Raw genomic sequence first — 18,254 nt, forward strand, 5'->3', positions numbered from 1 at the left:
ACGGTATGGCTTCAGTAGCAAAAAATGCTCCCGGTGCAGATGTAAAAATAGTAGAGTAAACTGAGTATACTGCTCATAATTAAAAAATTGCTGCCAAGGTGTCCCATTTTGGGATATTTCACTCGAGTTGCTTTATTATTTTGCCGGTTATTGTCTGGAATACTTTTCAGAATAGCGCTTCCAAAGTTCGGTTTGATGTGTTTCTAAGGAGATCTGTCTTCCGTCGATAAATGCATGGGTAAGTTTATTGGTTCTCATATCCAGTGCATCTCCTTCAGAAATAAAGAAGGTAGCACTTTTTCCGGGTGCCAACATTCCGTAGGTATCATCTATTCCTAATATCTTGGCTGTGTTGGACGTGATCAACTGCAGTGCGATTTCTTTATCCATGCCTTGCCCTACCAATTGTCCGGCATAAAACGGAAGGTTTCGGGTTTGAAAGTTCGCTGCATCCGAATTCTGTATCGCTACCAATAAACCGCCATCGACCAGCAACTTGGGTAATTTGTATGGAAAATCGTAATCATCATCTTCCATGAAAGGCAGGGAATGTGTATGACGCACCAAAACAGCTACATCGTTTTGTTTTAAAAACGGAATGATCTTATGTGCCTGATAGCCACCCACGATCACAACATGCTGTATACCGCTCTCCTTAGCAGTAGAGACAGCGTCGATCATTTCTTTTTCTCCATTGGCATAGACATATAGCTTCTGAGTTCCGTTAAAGAGTCCTTGCATATTCTTAAATCCTTCATTTTCATAGGAAGCATCACTGTTTCCATAAGCTTTTGCATTCGCAATGAACCCTTTTAACGTGTTGATATCTTCCAAATACTCTTTATTTGGACTCCAACCGCGGTCCTCGCCCATCCACCAACGTCCGCGCCGGAAACTGCTGGGCCAATTGAGGTGTACGCCATCGTCTACCTTTATAGCCGCATCTTCCCAATTCCAAGCATCAAACTGCACAATCGAAGAGGTTCCCGAGATCATGCCGCCCTGTGGCGCAATCTGGCCAAGCAATACGCCATTTGGGCGCATGCTTTCCACCACTTTGCTTTCGGCATTATATGCTATAATACTTCGAATGTTAGGGATGTAATCTCCCAACTCATCTTGATCGTTCGTGGCGCGTACTGCATCAACTTCAACCAAACCCAACGATTTTGCCGGAGCGATGAAACCGGGATAAAGGTGCTTTCCCTGAGCGTTAATGATGGTTCCTTTTGGCGGACTGCTAGGTCCGCCAACCATCGTGATCTTACCGTCTTCAAAAGTGATCACGCTGTTCTCCAGAACAGTTCCATTCCCGAGATGCGCAGTGGCTCCGGTTATTGTGATCGTTTCGGTTTGAGCAGGAGCAGGGGTTTGTTGAGCTGATGCGTTCAACCCTATACTCAATGCCATTAGCATGCCTAATTTCTGTAATGTTTTCATTTTCGTTTAGTTTAGGGTTTCACATTCAAATTGGATATTTTCTTTTCGTTGGGGCGGACGGGTCTTTCCCCCACCTTCCTTTTCGGTGAGCATCATTTTAATCAATTTGTTTCGTTCTTTAGCGATCGCTTCACGTTTGGCCTTATCTTGGGCCATATCGAAATATACTGTACCTTCTATGATTGTTTTTTCGGCTTTGGCATATACCGATAACGGGTGATCTGTCCATAGTACAAGATCGGCGTCCTTACCTTCCTTTATACTTCCAACACGATCGTCCAGATGTAATAATTTAGCAGGGTTGAGCGTGACCATCTTCCACGCTTCTTCTTCGCTCATTCCACCGTACTTCACAGTCTTTGCTGCTTCTTGATTCAATCTTCGGGACATCTCGGCATCATCGCTGTTGATGGCTACGGTAACCCCTTGGTTACTCATAATAGCAGCGTTGTAGGGGATCGCATCATTCACTTCAAACTTATAGGCCCACCAATCACTAAAGGTTGAGCCACCCACACCGTGCTCCCTCATTTTGTCGGCTACCTTATATCCTTCTAAAATGTGCGTAAAGGTATTCACCCGAAATCCAAATCGTTCGGCAACCTTCATGAGCATATTGATCTCACTTTGAACGTAGGAATGTGAACTAATAAACCGTTCTCCGTTTAAGATCTCTGCAATGACCTCCATTTCTTCGTCATAGCGATAGGGTTGCCCGCTCTTCTTTTTGGCATCGTATTCTTTTGCGCGATTAAAGTAGTTTACAAATAATTGTTCCACCCCCATACGCGTTTGTGGAAAACGTTCAAAACTTTGCCAATTGGATTGCTTTACATTCTCCCCTAAAGCGAATTTTATAAATTTCGGACTGTTGTCATAGATAAGTTCATCGGCATTCTCGCCCCATTTTAGTTTGATTATGGCAGAGCGACCGCCTATGGGGTTCGCCGAACCATGAAGTATCTGAATGGAAGTCACACCCCCGGCAAGGTTGCGATAGATATCGATATCTTCGGGATCTACAACATCTTCAATGGTCACTTCGGCCGAAGAATTATGTCCTCCTTCATTGATCGCCAGTGCGGCGATATGTGAATGCTCATCGATCACACCGGCTGTTAGGTGTTTTCCTGTAGCATCAATGACGGTGGCGCCTCCCGCCGAAAGGTTCTTTCCAACCTTTACGATTTTTCCGTTCTTTACCAGCACATCTGTGTTGTCCAAGACACCTTCGGCTTCACCTGTCCACACGGTAGCATTCTTGAACAACATATCCTGTTGGCGGGGTTTGGTCTCAAAACCGTAACCAACGTTTGGATAGGTCACCGGAACGATCTCCGGAGCGTTATCTTTGTTTTTCTCTTTCTTTTCTTTGTCGTTTGCTTCGGAAGCATCGCCGGTTCTAACAGCGGTAAAATTAGTTTCATTCCCGTTGGGAAGTATTAGCTTACCCGTAAAAGGGGCTCTTTCCGAAGTGATCAAAGAAGACGTCATATAGCTCTCTTTGGTGGCCTCATCGGTGAAAGAAAGAGTGACCCAATTGCCGGAATAGTCCAATTTTGAAGGGTACGTTGTTTCACCCAATTTTACTTCCGATTTTGGTTTAGATGCTTCTCCCGAGATGGTCAACGTAAAGTTCTTTCCGTTGGCAGCCAAACTATAGCTACCACGAATGTCCTTTTGGTCCATATCGTTGATCACATTTTTCTGCCCTTGCACCCAATTCTCGTAAAGTGTGGTTTCTTTTTCGAAGATTGGTCCTGAGGTTATCAGAAAATTGGCATAGCGTCCGGGCTGTAAGGATCCTATTTTATCACTTTGCCCTAAGAGGGACGCCGGAATAATGGTAAGTGCCTCCAGTGCCTTGGTCTTGTTAAGTCCGTAGTCGAATGCCTTGTTCAGTTTTTCACTAAATTCTGAAGGCTTTTTAAGCTCGTGCGTGGTAAGTGCGTAGACAATACCATTGTCTGAAAGTACTTTCGGATTCATGGGCTCCTGATTCCAAGCACGCATGTCTTCCAAAGAAATATAATTGGCCAAATAGGGGTTGCTAACATCAAAGGCATCGGGGAAATTCACCGGAATTATATATTTTGAGTTGGTTGCTTTAATGTCCTCTATGAGCTCGTACTCGTCCCCGCCCCCGACGATCACATAATTGATATTGAAGAGATCACCAATTTTATCGGCACGTAGGTTATTGTACTTACTACCTGCTTCAAAGAAAGAAACTAGGTTCTTGTTTTCGATCAGTGCCTCCAAAGAGCGGTCCTTGGTAGGCGCATTTCCCTTTGAATACCAATCGGCGTCGTGATACATTTGTCGTAATAATGCCATGGAGCCCATAAGAGATCCGGGATACGATTGTCTGCTGGTAACACTTTTTTCGAATGAAAAGAAATTTCCTGAAGCATCTTCAATGATGCGGTTGGCATCACCTTGAGTATCATTAAGAGCAACGAGAACACCCGTTCCTCGAGCAATGCCGTCCATAATATGTGTATTAACCACACCAAAACCTGCCTTCCGAAATTCATCAGCTTCCTTACTATCATACTTAAATTTTGAGATCGCAGCGTTTTCGGGCATCACGTGGTCGTTCCAATAATAACCTTCCCTGCTTGCTTCATACTGCGGGGAACGGCCGTTTCCTTCGGCTCTTTTTGGTTTTTCTATTCCGAAGCCGGTATACGGATCAATAAACGAAGGATAGACATACTTCCCGTCAAGATCCACAATAACCGAATTTTTTGGGATGTTCACCGATTTTCCAACAGCGATCACTTTTCCGTTCTGAATTAATAAGGTCCCGTTCTTGATCACTTCGGCAGGAGTAACAAATACGGTAGCATTTGTAAATGCCGTATAATTGTTGTTCTTTTCCTTAAGACCGTCGTTTTCAGGAAAATAGACCTGTGCTGTAAGCAGCGATGTAAAAAAGAATGCGAGGAGAATACTAGAGCTTTTTTTCATTTGAAGGATTTAATTTTAAGAAGTTTTAAATATAGGAAGCTCAACTAAGTTTACGGCATAGCTGAGACCGGTTTTAACAACTTCTTAAGAATTTTAACATTATAAAGGTTTGTCTTCGAAATAATTCACGACCAAGGCGACCATATAGCTATAACTCATGATACCCTGCGATTGATTGTTGGCTTTTAAAAATTGATCCCAAAAGGTTTTTGAAAAGGTTTCAAACGGATTTTGATAGCTTGCCCAGAACTCTCTCATCTCTTTATAGCTTTCTAAAATCCCCGGATTTACAGTAAGTAAAATGGCGTCGTAAGTTTCAATATCTCTTCTGGCGATCTCATTTATACAGTACCTCAGTGCAAAGATATATCCGGCGTATTGAATATAGGGATCCTCATTGTGCAGTGTTGCTAATGTCGCAATAAAATTTGCTTCATTTTCTCGTGCATAACCTATTTGGTGCGCTTCTTCGTGACAACTCACCACAGGAAACTTATAGGTCTTTATAAGGTTATTCACCTGTGCCTCTCCCGAAAAAGGGTTGTAATAACCACTGTAACCCATATATGTTAGCCCCAAACTCCACCCGCTTTTTTTAATACTTTTAGGAGCATACGCGAGGTTTGGAAATTCTTTTTCCAATCGTTTATAGCCATTCACCGATTTTTCGAACATCTCATTTTGGGTATATGGAAGCTCGATCTTAATACTGTCGGCATAGCCTAATTCACGATGCAATTGGTTAGATCTTGCAATAAGGCGCTTTGTAGTATGTATAAGTTCCTCGGTCGTGTAATCACTACTAAGCTCCAAAGTGGTGTGAAGCGGAAGCCGATAATAGTTTAGCCCCCAAACCATAGTAAATACAAAATAGATGATGGATAAGGTCGCCGTTATATCTACAAAGAACCAAACAGGTTCACGCCACAATCTATGATAGTTCTTATAGATCCAGCGCAAGGCCAAGATGATCAATAATAGATAAAATACATCTCCAATTGAAAAAGGGATCCATCCGAAAAGGTATCTGGGAATCTTTGATAAGATAGGATAAATACCTTGACTGTAATACATTTCAACGGCATGAGGGTAATGTCTCAATATTTGCAGACAAATGATTTGCACAGGTAGTAAAAGGGCCAATAATAACTTCGGATTTCGAAATGAAAATTTTCCTCGAGGTATCTTATTCAATGAGTATCTTTTTAGTGATGAAAGTTTCGTGATTCATAAAGGACAAAAAATAGATGCCGGAAGCGAGTGTTGATATGTCGTATACCCGGCCGGTCGTGTGTGTGGAATATGGAACCTGCACAGGGTGTCCAAGCGCATTTGTGATTGTAATTTTTTCTACTTGCTGAAAATTGGACAATTCAAGGGTCAGTGTTTCCGAAGCAGGGTTCGGATACACGCTAAGAGTGTCGGTTAGGAGGTCTGTGATGAATAATTGCTCATTTATGTGATCACACAGTGCCGAAAACACTGCCTCTTCCACCGTATAAAAGGATGATACCGCCCCGGCTTGATATCCGTTCCAACTTCCATTAATAAGGAGCGAAAATGAAACATTATACTCTTCAAGAAAATAGGCATCACTTATCAATCCATACGCTTCACCGGGGTGTCCCAAGAACGAGGAGAAATTACCAAACTCACATATCGCATCGTTTGGAGTGATATTTGCGTGGTGCAATCCGAGTCCCCAACGATTAAAAAGACCTGAATACATATCGCCGTTGGTTCCGTTATAATCCCATTGTAAGGATTTCATTAATATTAATGTATCTTCTGAAATTTGCAAATTAGAAGCACCTCCATTGGTTGCCAAATACCGAAGAAATTTTCCCGTATCGGAAGCTGAAATGCGCAATCCTCCTTGGGGAGCGAAATAAACCCCGTTGGTTCCGGGGACATAACTCCCCAGATTCGGAGGTGGGGGCATGTTCCCTTGATAGTTGTCGTATTGAGGTTGCCATCCACCCTGATTGCGATATAATACGGCCACATCATTAATATCCGGGAGGTCCTGAATATTGAAACTACCCGAAATCCCTAAGGGGACAAGAATCTCATTCTTCATAAAAGTATCGAATCTTACTCCGCTTATTTTCTCTATAAGAGTTCCTAAAACACCATAATTCAAATTGCTGTAAGCAAAAAAGGTCCCCGGCGATTCACTGCGCCACATATTGGAGGAAAAATAGACCCCTCCCGGAATAAGTACCTCAGCAATGCTTGGAATTGGGTCTTGCGAATAGGTAGCCGCCAAAAAAGGGGCATATCCGCTTCCATCCTGCAAACTACTAGTATGCGAAAGAAGCATTCGAAAAGTGATGGGAAGCCCGGGGTGGGAAGGATTTTCAACCATATACCCAAGATATGGCGAAATTGCATCATCCATCTCGAACGCACCTTGGTCGTAAAGTTTTAAAATTCCCAAGGCCGTAAAAGCTTTTGAGACGGAGGCAATACGGTAATGTGTTTGCGGAGTGATTAGCAAGGAGCGGTCAAAATCTCGAAGCCCAAAATGATACTCTGTTTCTTTATTATCAACCGAGAGCCAAACAGACATTCCCATCAGTTCAAAATCTGAAAATACAATGTCGAGTTCCTGAGAGAGGTTTTGCGTAGCAACTTGCACCGAAATACAACATAGAAGAATCCCCGTTAAAAAGTTTTTAGTCATAGGTGAAGATCTTGCAACCAATCTATTTTGTGAATCTTTTATAAAAGTAATAAAAGCTTGTAACTTTGCGTAATATTTTAATAATACTATGAACGAAGCCATAAAAAATTTGGAACCCAAAGCTGTTTGGAAAAATTTTGCCGATTTGAATGCAGTGCCGCGCCCTTCAAAAAAAGAAGAACGAGTGATCGCCTTTATGAAAGAATTCGGTAAACGTGTGAAGCTTGAAACAATAGAAGATGAGGTTGGGAATGTGATCATTCGAAAACCCGCGACACCCGGAATGGAAGACAGAAAAGCGGTAGTGATGCAATCTCACTTAGACATGGTGCATCAAAAGAACAACGATACCCAATTCGATTTTGATACCCAAGGAATCGATATGTATGTAGATGGGGACTGGGTACGTGCAAGAGGGACTACCTTAGGAGCCGATAACGGTCTGGGTGTCGCCACCATCATGGCGATTCTTGAAAGTGAAAGCATCGAACATCCTGCACTGGAAGCATTATTTACGATCGATGAGGAAACCGGAATGACCGGAGCTATGGGATTGAAAGGCGGTTTGTTACAAGGAGATATCCTTTTAAATCTTGATACTGAAGAGGATGATGAAATTGGCGTTGGATGTGCCGGAGGAGTTGATATTACTGCAACCCGGACGTATGATGAAGTAATGAGTCCCTCAACGGCCGAATCATGGACGATTTCGGTAAAGGGATTACAGGGCGGGCATAGCGGGATGGATATTCATAAAGGATTGGGTAATGCAAACAAACTAATGAATCGCTTGCTGTACGCTACACGAGAATATCTTCATATCCACTCCATACATGGAGGGAGTTTGCGAAATGCTATTCCACGAGAGAGCGAAGCCTTGGTGGTAATCGCTTCCGAAAACGAAAAAGATTTCAGATTTGCGTTCAATGCTCAAAAAGAGGCGATACTTTCAGAATACAAACTGTTGGAACCGGGATTGAGCATCACTTTTAAAGCCGCTTCCGCTTCCGCAGAAAAAGTGATGGATGCGACTCATCAAGAGCAACTTCTCAGGGCTGTGTACGCTGCGCATAACGGGGTGTACCGAATGAGCCCCGCAATTGAAGACCTCGTGGAAACCTCAAACAATATTGCAAAGATCACTGTTGCCGCAGGTGCTATCAAAATTGAGTGTTTGACGCGTTCATCTGTCGCCTCTTCAAAGAACGACATGGCAAATGCTTTAAAGGCTACGTTCGAGTTGGCGGGTTGTGACGTGCAATTTTCAGGTTCCTATCCGGGTTGGGCCCCCAACATGGATAGCCCTATCTTACAAGTGATGGACGAGCTGTATACAAAGTTGAATGGTGAGAAAGCACACGTCGCCGCTTGTCATGCCGGATTGGAGTGCGGTATCCTTGGGCAACATTATCCCGATATGGATATGATCTCATTTGGCCCCACCATACGAGGGGCGCATTCACCGGATGAACGTGCGAGTATTTCTTCCACTCAAAAATTTTGGGAATTTGTATTGGCGATCTTAAAGAATATTCCAAAGAAATAACAGCTATCTCTATATGTGATGTGGTGCCTAAACAATGTGAGTCATTTGTACACGTTTATCACAATTCAATAATCTGTTGACTTCAACAAGTACGTTAGTAAGCAGTGTTTCTGCAACTTGCGTAATTTTCAGGATGTCATGGACGATATTTTACAGACCGCAATGTCCCATTACAATACCCAAATATTATGGTTCTCTGTTTGAGGCACTTTAGAAAAGACGTTTTGTTTAATTGTAAGTACTCAATACATTCAAAAAACGGTCATGCATGGCATCGGTATAGTCTAAATGTGTTACAACACGTAGCTTCCCTTGCCCCATATTGCTAATTCTAATGTCCAACTTTGAGAGGTCTTCCATAAATTTTGTTTCAGAAATCCCTTCGGAAAGATAAAATATTACAATATTGGTCTCGGTAGGCTCAACCTTGTGAACATAATTTTGTGCTTCTAATATCGCTGCGATCTGTTTAGCCTTCTTGTGGTCTTCGGCTAGGCGCTCAACATGATGATCGAGAGCATACAACCCGGCTCCCGCCATATAACCTATTTGACGCATCCCTCCGCCCAATACTTTTCGCACACGCATTGCCTTTTGCATGACGGTCTTATTTCCTATCAAAACTGTTCCTAAGGGAGTACCAAGACCTTTGCTGAGACAAATAGAGATGGTATCGAAGATCGCTCCGTATTTTTTTGGGTCCTCCTTTTTAGCCACAATTGCATTCATTAACCGTGCACCATCCAGATGTAAACTCAGACCATTATCTTTTGCAACATGATGAATTTGCAACATCTCGTCAAAATCATAACAGGCTCCCCCTCCCTTGTTTGTGGTGTTTTCCAAACAAACCAAGGATGTTAACGGACTGTGATAGAAGTCGGGAGGATTGATAGCATCTTTTACCTGTTGGGCCGTGATCATTCCGCGATCACCATCAACGAGCTTGCAGGAAACTCCACTGTTAAAAGAAACACCACCGCCCTCATAATTATAGACATGCGCCCACTTGTCGCAGATCAATTGTTCCCCGGGTTGTGTGTGCATTTTAATGGCCGCTTGATTTGCCATACTGCCTGTTGGAAAGAACAAACCTTCGTCCATATTAAACATTGCTGCAAGCCTTGCTTCCAACTTATTAACCGTGGGGTCTTCCTTATAAACGTCATCTCCCGTTTCGGCATTGAGAATAGCTTCCATCATGCCTTTGGTAGGCTTGGTCACCGTATCACTTCGTAGGTCAATGATCATAGATTATAAATTTTGTCTTCGAAATTGGGGGTTCATTTTATCTATGATTGCGTCTAATTTTTTATCTAGTTGAACTACTTTCAATGCGTTGTTATAGTCTGCATTTAAGTTTGGAGCATCTCGATTGGTTTTTAAATAAAGTAGATTGTATTCTTGACTGCTGACACCTTCTGAATCATAAAAGTGAAAGCCTCTATGACAATTGGTCACTTCGGTACGTAAGAGTGGGCCGGTTCGTATAGGGCCCGAATCATATCTTTTTACCTTATTGGTTTGTAAGTCCGTAGTATGCTCCTTGTAATAATTTATGACCTCAGTTGTGTCCAAAGGAAGACTATAGAACCACCCGCAATTATCAAACTTCTTGATCATGGGTTGGCCCTCCTCTTCCCAAAAAACATAACTTTCCAAATAAGTTCCTTGCGAAGTACACCGTGTTCCATCGTCCAAGGTAAACATTTCTACCGTCCCGGTGCAAAACCGTTCATTGATAAAAAATGTAGAGATCCCTCTCGCCTGCAAGCTTTCAGCAAATTTGGATACCTCAGAGCGGACATAGGCCTCATCGCGTTGCGAGTAACTCACAGTTACGGCTAGTAGCGTGATAAAAAGAATAAAATTTTTCATTTTTGATGTTTTTATGGGTGAATGGTAAAACATTGAAAACTCCCAATGGGACTGCCATCCGGTATCTCCGGCACCACCACGGAAGTAAAATTTTCGGGTTTCGTTCTAAAAATAGTAATTTCCCGGCTTAGTTGTTTGCTGAAGGCATCTTCCTTTTTTGAAAGTTCTCTCGCAAGCCTATCAATGGTCTCGTTTACCATCCCTTTTGTCTGCGGAAGGGCATTCTTGTGAAGTGAGAGTTGCATTAACTGTTGCAATGTTCTATATTGAATGGTGTTTTGCACCTCCTTTTGATATTGGGTTTTTCCCGAAGGAGAGAAGGTGGCTTTCACCAATTGGTTCAATACGTCTTCCAAGCCTATAGTCTTAGGATCTAGTGCCTTCTGTTGCACCAGCCTGTTGGCGCGTTCGGGATGTAACAGTAACCCCAATGTCATGTCGCTGGCGGTTGCTGCCGCTCCCAGAGCATCGAATGCAACGCCCATATTGCTTTTAAACGACTCTCTGGTTCTCCAATATCCGTACGCACGGGGTGGAAATAAATTCAGTTTGGCTTCAGGGATGGCCAAGGTTTCGGCATCCAATGTTGTAAGTATTGCACTAAGAGCATTCTGTTGTTCTTCCTTCGGAAGGGTTTTTACAATTGTTTCATCTGTCCCTTTCACCGCATAATCGTATTCCAATCCGCCGATCAATTTTACAGCCGCTTCGGTTTGAAACCTATGGTAAAAATACAATGGTACGAAGACATCTTCTAAGACCGAATAAGGTTCCCCGGCACGAATATTCTCTTCAGAAAAATTAGATATGGCTTTATTCCGAAGCGCTAACACGGCTTCAAGTTCTTCCGAAGCATTCTCTGCGTTATCCCATAGGTGGGCTCTGGCGTGTGCTCCACCCCTCGCCCGGGCATCACTGTCGGTGATATACCGCAACCCTTGATCGAAGGCGGTTTTCAAAATCGACCTCAAATAGGTGGTTTCGTCCATTCCGGCAGGGACATCGCCGTAACTGTAAGCTACCGTGACCTTATCCCAGGCACCAATCCCGGTTGCGTAGGCTTCACTAATATCTACGGTATCATTCTTTAAGCGAAGCATAGGATGCGGATAATCCATAACACTGGCACGCTCGTTGGTACTGGCAGCGAAGTTGTGAGCGAATCCCAAAGTATGTCCTACTTCATGGGCCGATAGCTGCCGAATGCGGGCCAACGCCATGTCCAGCATTTGTTGATGATTGGTGTCACTTGCCGCAAAAGGCTGATTCATTAAGGCCTGCGCGATCATAAAATCCTGACGGATCCGCAAACTACCCAAACTCACATGCCCTTTTATGATCTCTCCCGTACGGGGGTCGGAAATGGTCGATCCATAACTCCAACCGCGGGTGGAGCGATGTACCCATTGTATCACATTGTACCGTACATCCATGGGGTCGGCATCTTCAGGCAGCATCTTCACTTGAAAAGCATTTACGTATCCAATCGCTTCAAAAGCTTCATTCCACCAGCGTGCTCCTTCCAGTAAAGCCGAACGAACGGGCTCCGGGGTTCCTGGATCCAGATAATAGATAATGGGTTCTTTGGCTTCACTCAATGCAGCCTTGGGATCTTTTTTTTCCAAACGATGGCGCATAATGAACCGCTTGGTAATAGGTTCCCAAATAGGGGTGCTGAAATCCATATAGCTCATAGGGTAGGAACCGCTTCGTGGGTCGAACGCCCTTGGCTTGTAATTATTTTTTGGCAGCTCCACGAAACTGTGATGCTGGATCACCGAAATTGAAGTTGGATTAGGAACAACGCTTCTTAAGTGTTGTCCCGAAGGTTCTCCGGTAAAGGTCAACATCGCTTCAAACTCCACATTCTTTGGGAATGCCTTTGTGCGTTCCATCCAAATAGCATTGCGGTCTTTGTCCAGCTTATACGTGCCTTCTTTGTTGTTTTTTAAAGTTTGGGCTACTTGGTGAGCGTCTTGAAGCAGGAATGGCGTAAGATCGATGATAAAGGTCGCCTCTTTAGTTTCCTTGATCTCAAAACCGAAAAGGACCGAACGTGCAAAAGCTTCTGAGATGGAACGTTTTTCAAGTTCATTATCAGTTTCGGCACGAAACTGAAGATTGGGTTGTATAAGTAACAGCTTATTGCCTGCCTTCACGAACTTGACAACCTCACCGCCCCCCAATTGCCCTCGGTCCAGACCAATATCGTTGGAGCCCAAACCGGTGCGCAAGGAGTGAACATATAAGAATTCGGTATCCAGTTGATCAACCTCCAGATAGATGTTTCCTTCTGTTTCAGAATAATGGAAATTAAAAAAACCTTCAAACTTTTGGAGCTTTTCTTTTTTTGCTAAAAATTGCCCCGAAACGCTAGTCATTCCGAAGCAAAAAGCGATACAACAGATCACATATTTCATACAATTTGATTTCTGACAGCAATTCTCTCCTCTTGCTCCTTGAAAAGGTCGCGTTTAGAACTACTAAACAATTAGTTAGCCCTAAAACTATAAAATTCGATTGAAATAGTTTCCGTTTGCCGCGGGTATTCCTATTTTTGTTGAAAACTTAGCTATGATTACATACGATCAGCTTAAAGATCTTAGAGATCGCCTGGATGCGTTAAGGAGGTATCTTTGACGTTGCCGGAAAGCGCATAGAAATCACCAACGACGAAGAAAAGACCTTCGATCCCAACTTTTGGAATAATCCGCAGGAGGCCGAGGCTTTTATGAAAGTCCTTCGGAATAAGAAGAAATGGGTATCCGATTATGAAACGGCTGTCACGCTCACAGATGATGCCGAAGTGATCTTTGAATTCTTTAAAGAAGGAGAAGGTACATCCGAAAATGTGGAAGCACGCTACCAAGAAGCCTTGGAAGCGATCGAAGCGTTGGAGTTCCGCAATATGTTGAGTGAAGAAGGAGACGATCTTAGCGCTGTTTTACAGATTACAGCCGGAGCCGGCGGCACCGAAAGTTGTGATTGGGCCAACATGCTCATGCGGATGTATCTTATGTGGGCAGAGAAGAACGGTTTTAAAGTAAAAGAACTTAATTATCAAGCCGGGGATGTAGCCGGGGTTAAAACGGTTACACTCGAGATCGAGGGCGATTATGCTTTTGGTTGGCTAAAAAGTGAGAACGGTGTACACAGGCTGGTGCGTATTTCTCCTTTCGACAGCAATGCGAAGCGACACACCAGTTTTGCCAGCGTCTATGTATATCCGCTCGCCGATGATTCGATTGAGATCGATATTAATCCTGCCGACATCTCTTGGGATTTTGCCCGAAGCAGCGGTGCCGGGGGTCAAAATGTGAATAAAGTTGAAACTAAGGCCTTACTCACCCACCACCCCAGTGGTATTGTGATCCATAACAGCGAAACGCGGTCGCAATTGGAAAATCGTGAAAAGGCCATGCAAATGCTGAAATCTCAGTTATATGAGATCGAACTACGGAAACAACAGGCACAACGAGCAGAGATAGAGGACAGCAAGATGGCGATCGAATGGGGATCCCAGATTCGAAATTATGTGCTACATCCCTACAAACTAGTAAAAGACGTACGTACCGGTCATGAAAGCGGGAATACCGATGCAATCTTGGACGGTTATATCGATGGCTTCCTTAAAGCCTATTTGATGATGACAGGACAGGGAGAGAAAAGTGATGAGTTGTAAAAAACAAAGGGAACTTGATTTAAAAACACCAACGTTCCCTTTGCAAATCATATTCCTTCAGTTGGCATTACCCGACGAAGTTTTATGGGTATATTCTCAGCTATAATTTAGCACCCCAATATGATATTATAAATATACAACAAAATAATTACCCAGTCATCTCTTTATCAAATATTTAACACTCTTATTTAAAAGATCACTATGGTTTCTTTGAATGCGATTGCAAGCGAATGGCTATATTTGAAGTGAATATAAAAGAATTGAAATCCTTGAAGCCCGCCAGTCTCGCACAATTAAAGAAAGAATTAAGATACAAATCGGCAGAAGACCTAAAAGCACTTGTTATTAGGTTGACGAAACACAAGACTGAAAACAAAGAGCTGCTCACCTATTTACTGTTTGATGTGGAGGACGAACAAGGTTTTATTACAAACACCAAACGTGAGCTGGACCGTCTTTTTTCGGAAATACACCCTACTAATTTTTACTATATCAAGAAAAGCCTGCGAAAGATCCTTCGCATCCTTAAACGCTACATTCGGTATTCACAAAACAAAGAGACTGAAGTAGAATTGTTACTCTATTTTTGCGAAAAGATGGCAGCGTTTCGTCCTTCCATTCAAAAGAATAAAGCCATGTTGTATGTGTATGATAAGCAGAAAGAAATGATCGAAAAAAAAATTAAAATGTTACATGAAGATTTGCAATATGATTATACTGAGGAATTAAATAAACTCCCATTTTAAGTACCCAACGAATCCCTTGATAAATAAGAACTCAATAACTCAATAACTCAATAACTCAATAAATTAAAACATTAATAGTCCTCATGCTAACAATATACCACAATCCCCGTTGCAGCAAATCCCGAGAATGCAACACCTACCTTTCAACCTTAGCGGAAAAAGTACAAGTCATCAATTATATGGAAACACCCTTTACCAAAGAGCAGTTAAAGCAAGTGCTTCAAAAATTAGGGATCTCCCCCATAGAACTTGTACGCACCAATGAGGCGATCTGGAAGTCCGAGTACAAAGGAAAGGAACTATCCCATTCGGAAATTATTACAGCCATGCTCAAACATCCACGGTTGATACAGCGTCCTATTGTAGTTAAAGGAGATAAAGCGGTCGTTGCCAGACCATTGGAAACGGTAACTTCAATTTTATAAGGGTACTCAGGTTATTTAACAAAATTTTGGCAATACAGGCTTAAACCCGCCTGTATTTTCGCAGTCGAATGGAGTAAAACCGACTATGAAAAGAATATTTGCCCTGCTACTTTTAGTAGCCACAGCCACTGTTTTTTCACAACGTGCTGAAAACAAAGCCCCTGTCACCATTTCAGGAAAGATTATTGAGGAAGGAACCAATATTCCCTTGGAGTATGCTACGGTTGCATTCATTGACCAAAATAATAGTATTGTTACCGGTGGCATAACAGATATCGATGGAAATTACGCCATAGAAGTGGCACCGGGTGTGTATACCGTCCAATTTGAATTTATCTCCTACAAGACCAAACAACTTCCCAATCAGCGTTTATTCCAAGATACAACCCTCCCTACAATGACTTTGGCTATAGATGCGGCCAGTCTCGATGAAGTTGTAATACAGGCAGAGACCACCGAGGTCCAGGTTCGATTGGATAAAAAGATCTACAACATTGGAAAAGACCTGACTACCAGCGGTGCCACGGTAAGTGATGCTTTAAACAATGTCCCCTCTGTGAACGTAGATGTTGAAGGCGCAATTAGTTTACGGGGTAATGAGAATGTGCGTATCCTAATCAACGGGAAGCCTTCGGCCATTGCAGGCTTTGGTTCCACCGATGCCTTGCGGCAATTGCCGGCTGAATCCATTGAACGGGTGGAGGTGATCACCTCTCCTTCGGCGCGTTATGATGCGGAAGGTACGGCGGGGATAATTAACATTATCCTTCGGAAAGAAAAAACCTTGGGGCTGAATGGTTCTGTACAAACCAATATAGGAATTCCCATAAGCAGCGGTGTCACCGGAAATATTAATCTGCGTACGGATAAATTCAATATTTTTAATACGACCGGTTTCCGCTACAGTGATGCCCCGGGTAATGCGTATTTTGAGAATATTTATTTTTCAGATACGCGTGAAAATCCCTTGGTGATCGAGGATCGTGATTACGACCGTTTACGGAAAGGATTCAATACTAATTTAGGGATCGAATATTTTCTTTCCGATAATTCTTCTATAACGGCAACCGGATTTCTTAGAACCGGAGATAATGAAGATGTTACTACCAATATAACCAACGAATTCAACCGAAGCAATGCCTTAGCAATAAGCAGAACTCGAATTGAAACCGAAACCGAAGAAGATGAAAGTTACCAATTCTCGCTTAATTATGTGAATAATTTCAGTGAGGACGGTCATAAGCTTACTGCCGACTTACAATATGAAAATGATACGGAGACCGAAACCTCTTTTATAGAAGAACGAAACACCTTTCCTAGTACCCAAGAGCTTTCTGCGGAAGACATTACCACTATAGAAGATCAGCAAGAATACTTGGCACAAATAGATTATGTTTTGCCTATTGGTGAGAATGCGCAATTTGAAGCGGGATACCGGGGCAATTTTGAAGAAACTGTTACCGATTATCTACTATTGGAAGAAGTGGGAACAAGCGGAAATTTTATAAGAAACGATAGCTTGTCGAATATCTTCACGTATAACGAGAACGTACACGCGTTGTATTCGCAATATGGCAATAAATTCGGGAAGTTCTCCTTTTTATTGGGCTTGCGAATGGAGAATACACAACTGAAGGGAAAAGTAGATGCCGAAAATGTAGATAACCCGAATAACAGCGATCTGAACATTAATTTTGACAAAAATTATACAGGTCTGTTTCCAACAGTGAACCTTATCTACGAATTGGGAGAAAGTGAGAATATAACCTTAGGGTATAACAGGCGTATCAACAGACCGCGCAGTTGGTTTATTAACCCCTTCCCTTCCCGTTCCAGTGAAGCAAATGTCTTTCAAGGGAATCCGAATTTGGATCCCGCATACGCAAGTGCTTTCGATCTAGGGTATTTAAAGCGTTGGGGTAAGTTCACGCTTACGTCTTCTATCTATTACCAATATGAAACCGATTCGTTTGAACGTATTCAAGAAGATACCGGAGAATTAACGCCTAACGGAATTCCGATCATCCGAACAATCCCTATCAACTTATCTACGAATACGCGATATGGTTTTGAAGCCGGAGCGCTCTACAATCCCTTAAAGTGGCTTCGCCTTAACGGCAGTTTCAATTTCTTTAAGTTTATTACTGAAGGAGCGTTCAACGGCATTGATTACGGTGCTGAAAATACCAGTTGGTTCGCGCGCGGAAGTGCCAAGGTGACACTACCTGGCAAGGTCGATTGGCAGACGAATGCTTTCTATCGCGGACCGAGCAATAACGCTCAAACAGAGACCGAAGGATTGTTATCGGTAGACCTGGCATTAAGTAAGGATATCATCAATGACAATGCAACATTAGGCTTTAATGTAAGTGATCTGTTCAATACAAGGAGGCGACAATCCCTCACAGAAACAGAAACCTTTAGAAGTTACAGCGAATTCCAATGGAGACAACGCCAGTTTACATTCTCATTTACCTATAGATTCAACGAACAGAAAAAGCGTCAGCGGGGTCGTGATGGTAATGGAGGCGATGACGATTTTGATTTTGAGGGTTAGCACTCAGTCGCAAGTTCAATTTACGGCATAAAAAAAAGGAGCTACGATGTAGCTCCTTTTTTTATAAATTATATAGAAGTTATTACGCTTCTCTTTCTTTTCTTTTTGCTTCACGTTTCAGTTTCCAGTTCTCATACAATGCTCCTCCTATCCAGTAAGGAATAAAAGAAATTAAAAAGATCATCAACCAAAACCCAATGGTTAAGATGGTTAAAAATGCTAAAAATCCTAAGTATTGATCAAATTCGAACATAATTAAAACGTGTTTTTCTAAGACGTTTCAAAGATAGTGGGATTTTTTCAGAAAAAACAATAAAAAAT

Annotated in this window: 13 protein-coding genes and 1 riboswitch; of the genes, 5 read left to right on the plus strand and 8 right to left on the minus strand. The window is 42.6% G+C overall.

Features of this window, described 5'->3' with window-relative positions; translation table 11 throughout:
- Positions 1 to 147: 147 nt before the first annotated feature.
- The 4 genes from AACZ11_RS06265 to AACZ11_RS06280 form a co-directional block, all read right to left on the minus strand.
- A complete protein-coding gene (locus AACZ11_RS06265) occupies positions 148 to 1,440 on the minus strand; it encodes an amidohydrolase family protein (protein ID WP_290624905.1) in 1,293 nt (430 codons plus the stop codon).
- A 6-nt stretch (positions 1,441 to 1,446) separates the two neighbouring features.
- Complete coding sequence (locus tag AACZ11_RS06270; protein ID WP_290624906.1) at positions 1,447 to 4,413, minus strand: amidohydrolase family protein; 2,967 nt, start codon at positions 4,411 to 4,413, stop codon at positions 1,447 to 1,449.
- Positions 4,414 to 4,512: 99 nt separating this feature from the next.
- Complete coding sequence (locus AACZ11_RS06275) at positions 4,513 to 5,514, minus strand: DUF3810 domain-containing protein (RefSeq protein WP_290624907.1); 1,002 nt, start codon at positions 5,512 to 5,514, stop codon at positions 4,513 to 4,515.
- Between the two features lie 85 nt (positions 5,515 to 5,599).
- Positions 5,600 to 7,099: a serine hydrolase gene (locus tag AACZ11_RS06280; protein WP_290624908.1), complete on the minus strand. Its 1,500-nt coding sequence runs from the start codon at positions 7,097 to 7,099 to the stop codon at positions 5,600 to 5,602.
- 88 nt (positions 7,100 to 7,187) lie between these two features.
- On the opposite strand from AACZ11_RS06280, the gene AACZ11_RS06285 reads away from it, so the two are divergent.
- A complete protein-coding gene (locus AACZ11_RS06285; protein ID WP_290624909.1) occupies positions 7,188 to 8,645 on the plus strand; it encodes an aminoacyl-histidine dipeptidase in 1,458 nt (485 codons plus the stop codon).
- A 228-nt stretch (positions 8,646 to 8,873) separates the two neighbouring features.
- On the opposite strand, the gene AACZ11_RS06290 is transcribed toward AACZ11_RS06285, so the two are convergent.
- Genes AACZ11_RS06290 through AACZ11_RS06300 form a run of 3 tightly spaced genes read right to left on the minus strand, consistent with a single transcriptional unit; the run spans position 8,874 to position 12,943 of the window.
- A complete protein-coding gene (locus AACZ11_RS06290; protein ID WP_290624910.1) occupies positions 8,874 to 9,896 on the minus strand; it encodes a GntG family PLP-dependent aldolase in 1,023 nt (340 codons plus the stop codon).
- Positions 9,897 to 9,899: 3 nt separating this feature from the next.
- On the minus strand, positions 9,900 to 10,523 hold the full coding sequence (locus AACZ11_RS06295; protein WP_290624911.1) for a hypothetical protein: 624 nt from the start codon (positions 10,521 to 10,523) through the stop codon (positions 9,900 to 9,902).
- 11 nt (positions 10,524 to 10,534) lie between these two features.
- The gene (locus AACZ11_RS06300) at positions 10,535 to 12,943 is read right to left on the minus strand and encodes a zinc-dependent metalloprotease (RefSeq protein WP_290624912.1); all 2,409 of its coding nucleotides are present in this window, start codon (positions 12,941 to 12,943) and stop codon (positions 10,535 to 10,537) included.
- Between the two features lie 154 nt (positions 12,944 to 13,097).
- On the opposite strand from AACZ11_RS06300, the gene prfB reads away from it, so the two are divergent.
- The 4 genes from prfB to AACZ11_RS06320 all read left to right on the plus strand — a co-directional run bounded on the left by prfB (position 13,098) and on the right by AACZ11_RS06320 (position 17,933).
- Positions 13,098 to 14,205 (plus strand): peptide chain release factor 2 gene (gene prfB, locus AACZ11_RS06305; protein ID WP_339831858.1). Its coding sequence is split into 2 segments (ribosomal slippage): positions 13,098 to 13,160 and positions 13,162 to 14,205, totalling 1,107 coding nucleotides; the frame shifts between segments, so codons are not numbered across the junction.
- Positions 14,206 to 14,241: 36 nt separating this feature from the next.
- Positions 14,242 to 14,333, minus strand: a riboswitch (TPP riboswitch).
- Positions 14,334 to 14,435: 102 nt separating this feature from the next.
- The gene (locus AACZ11_RS06310) at positions 14,436 to 14,951 is read left to right on the plus strand and encodes a hypothetical protein (RefSeq protein WP_339831859.1); all 516 of its coding nucleotides are present in this window, start codon (positions 14,436 to 14,438) and stop codon (positions 14,949 to 14,951) included.
- Positions 14,952 to 15,034: 83 nt separating this feature from the next.
- Entirely contained in the window at positions 15,035 to 15,376 is a 342-nt protein-coding gene (arsC, locus tag AACZ11_RS06315) for an arsenate reductase (glutaredoxin) (RefSeq protein ID WP_290624914.1), read from the plus strand.
- Between the two features lie 85 nt (positions 15,377 to 15,461).
- Positions 15,462 to 17,933, plus strand: a complete 2,472-nt coding sequence (locus AACZ11_RS06320) for a TonB-dependent receptor (protein ID WP_290624915.1) — start codon at positions 15,462 to 15,464, stop codon at positions 17,931 to 17,933.
- 82 nt (positions 17,934 to 18,015) lie between these two features.
- Here AACZ11_RS06320 and AACZ11_RS06325 read toward each other — a convergent pair whose 3' ends face one another.
- A complete protein-coding gene (locus AACZ11_RS06325) occupies positions 18,016 to 18,186 on the minus strand; it encodes a hypothetical protein (RefSeq protein WP_034258527.1) in 171 nt (56 codons plus the stop codon).
- Positions 18,187 to 18,254 lie beyond the last annotated feature (68 nt).

It is taken from the genome of uncultured Altibacter sp. (assembly GCF_963972995.1).
In the GTDB taxonomy this organism is placed as follows: Bacteria; Bacteroidota; Bacteroidia; order Flavobacteriales; family Flavobacteriaceae; genus Altibacter.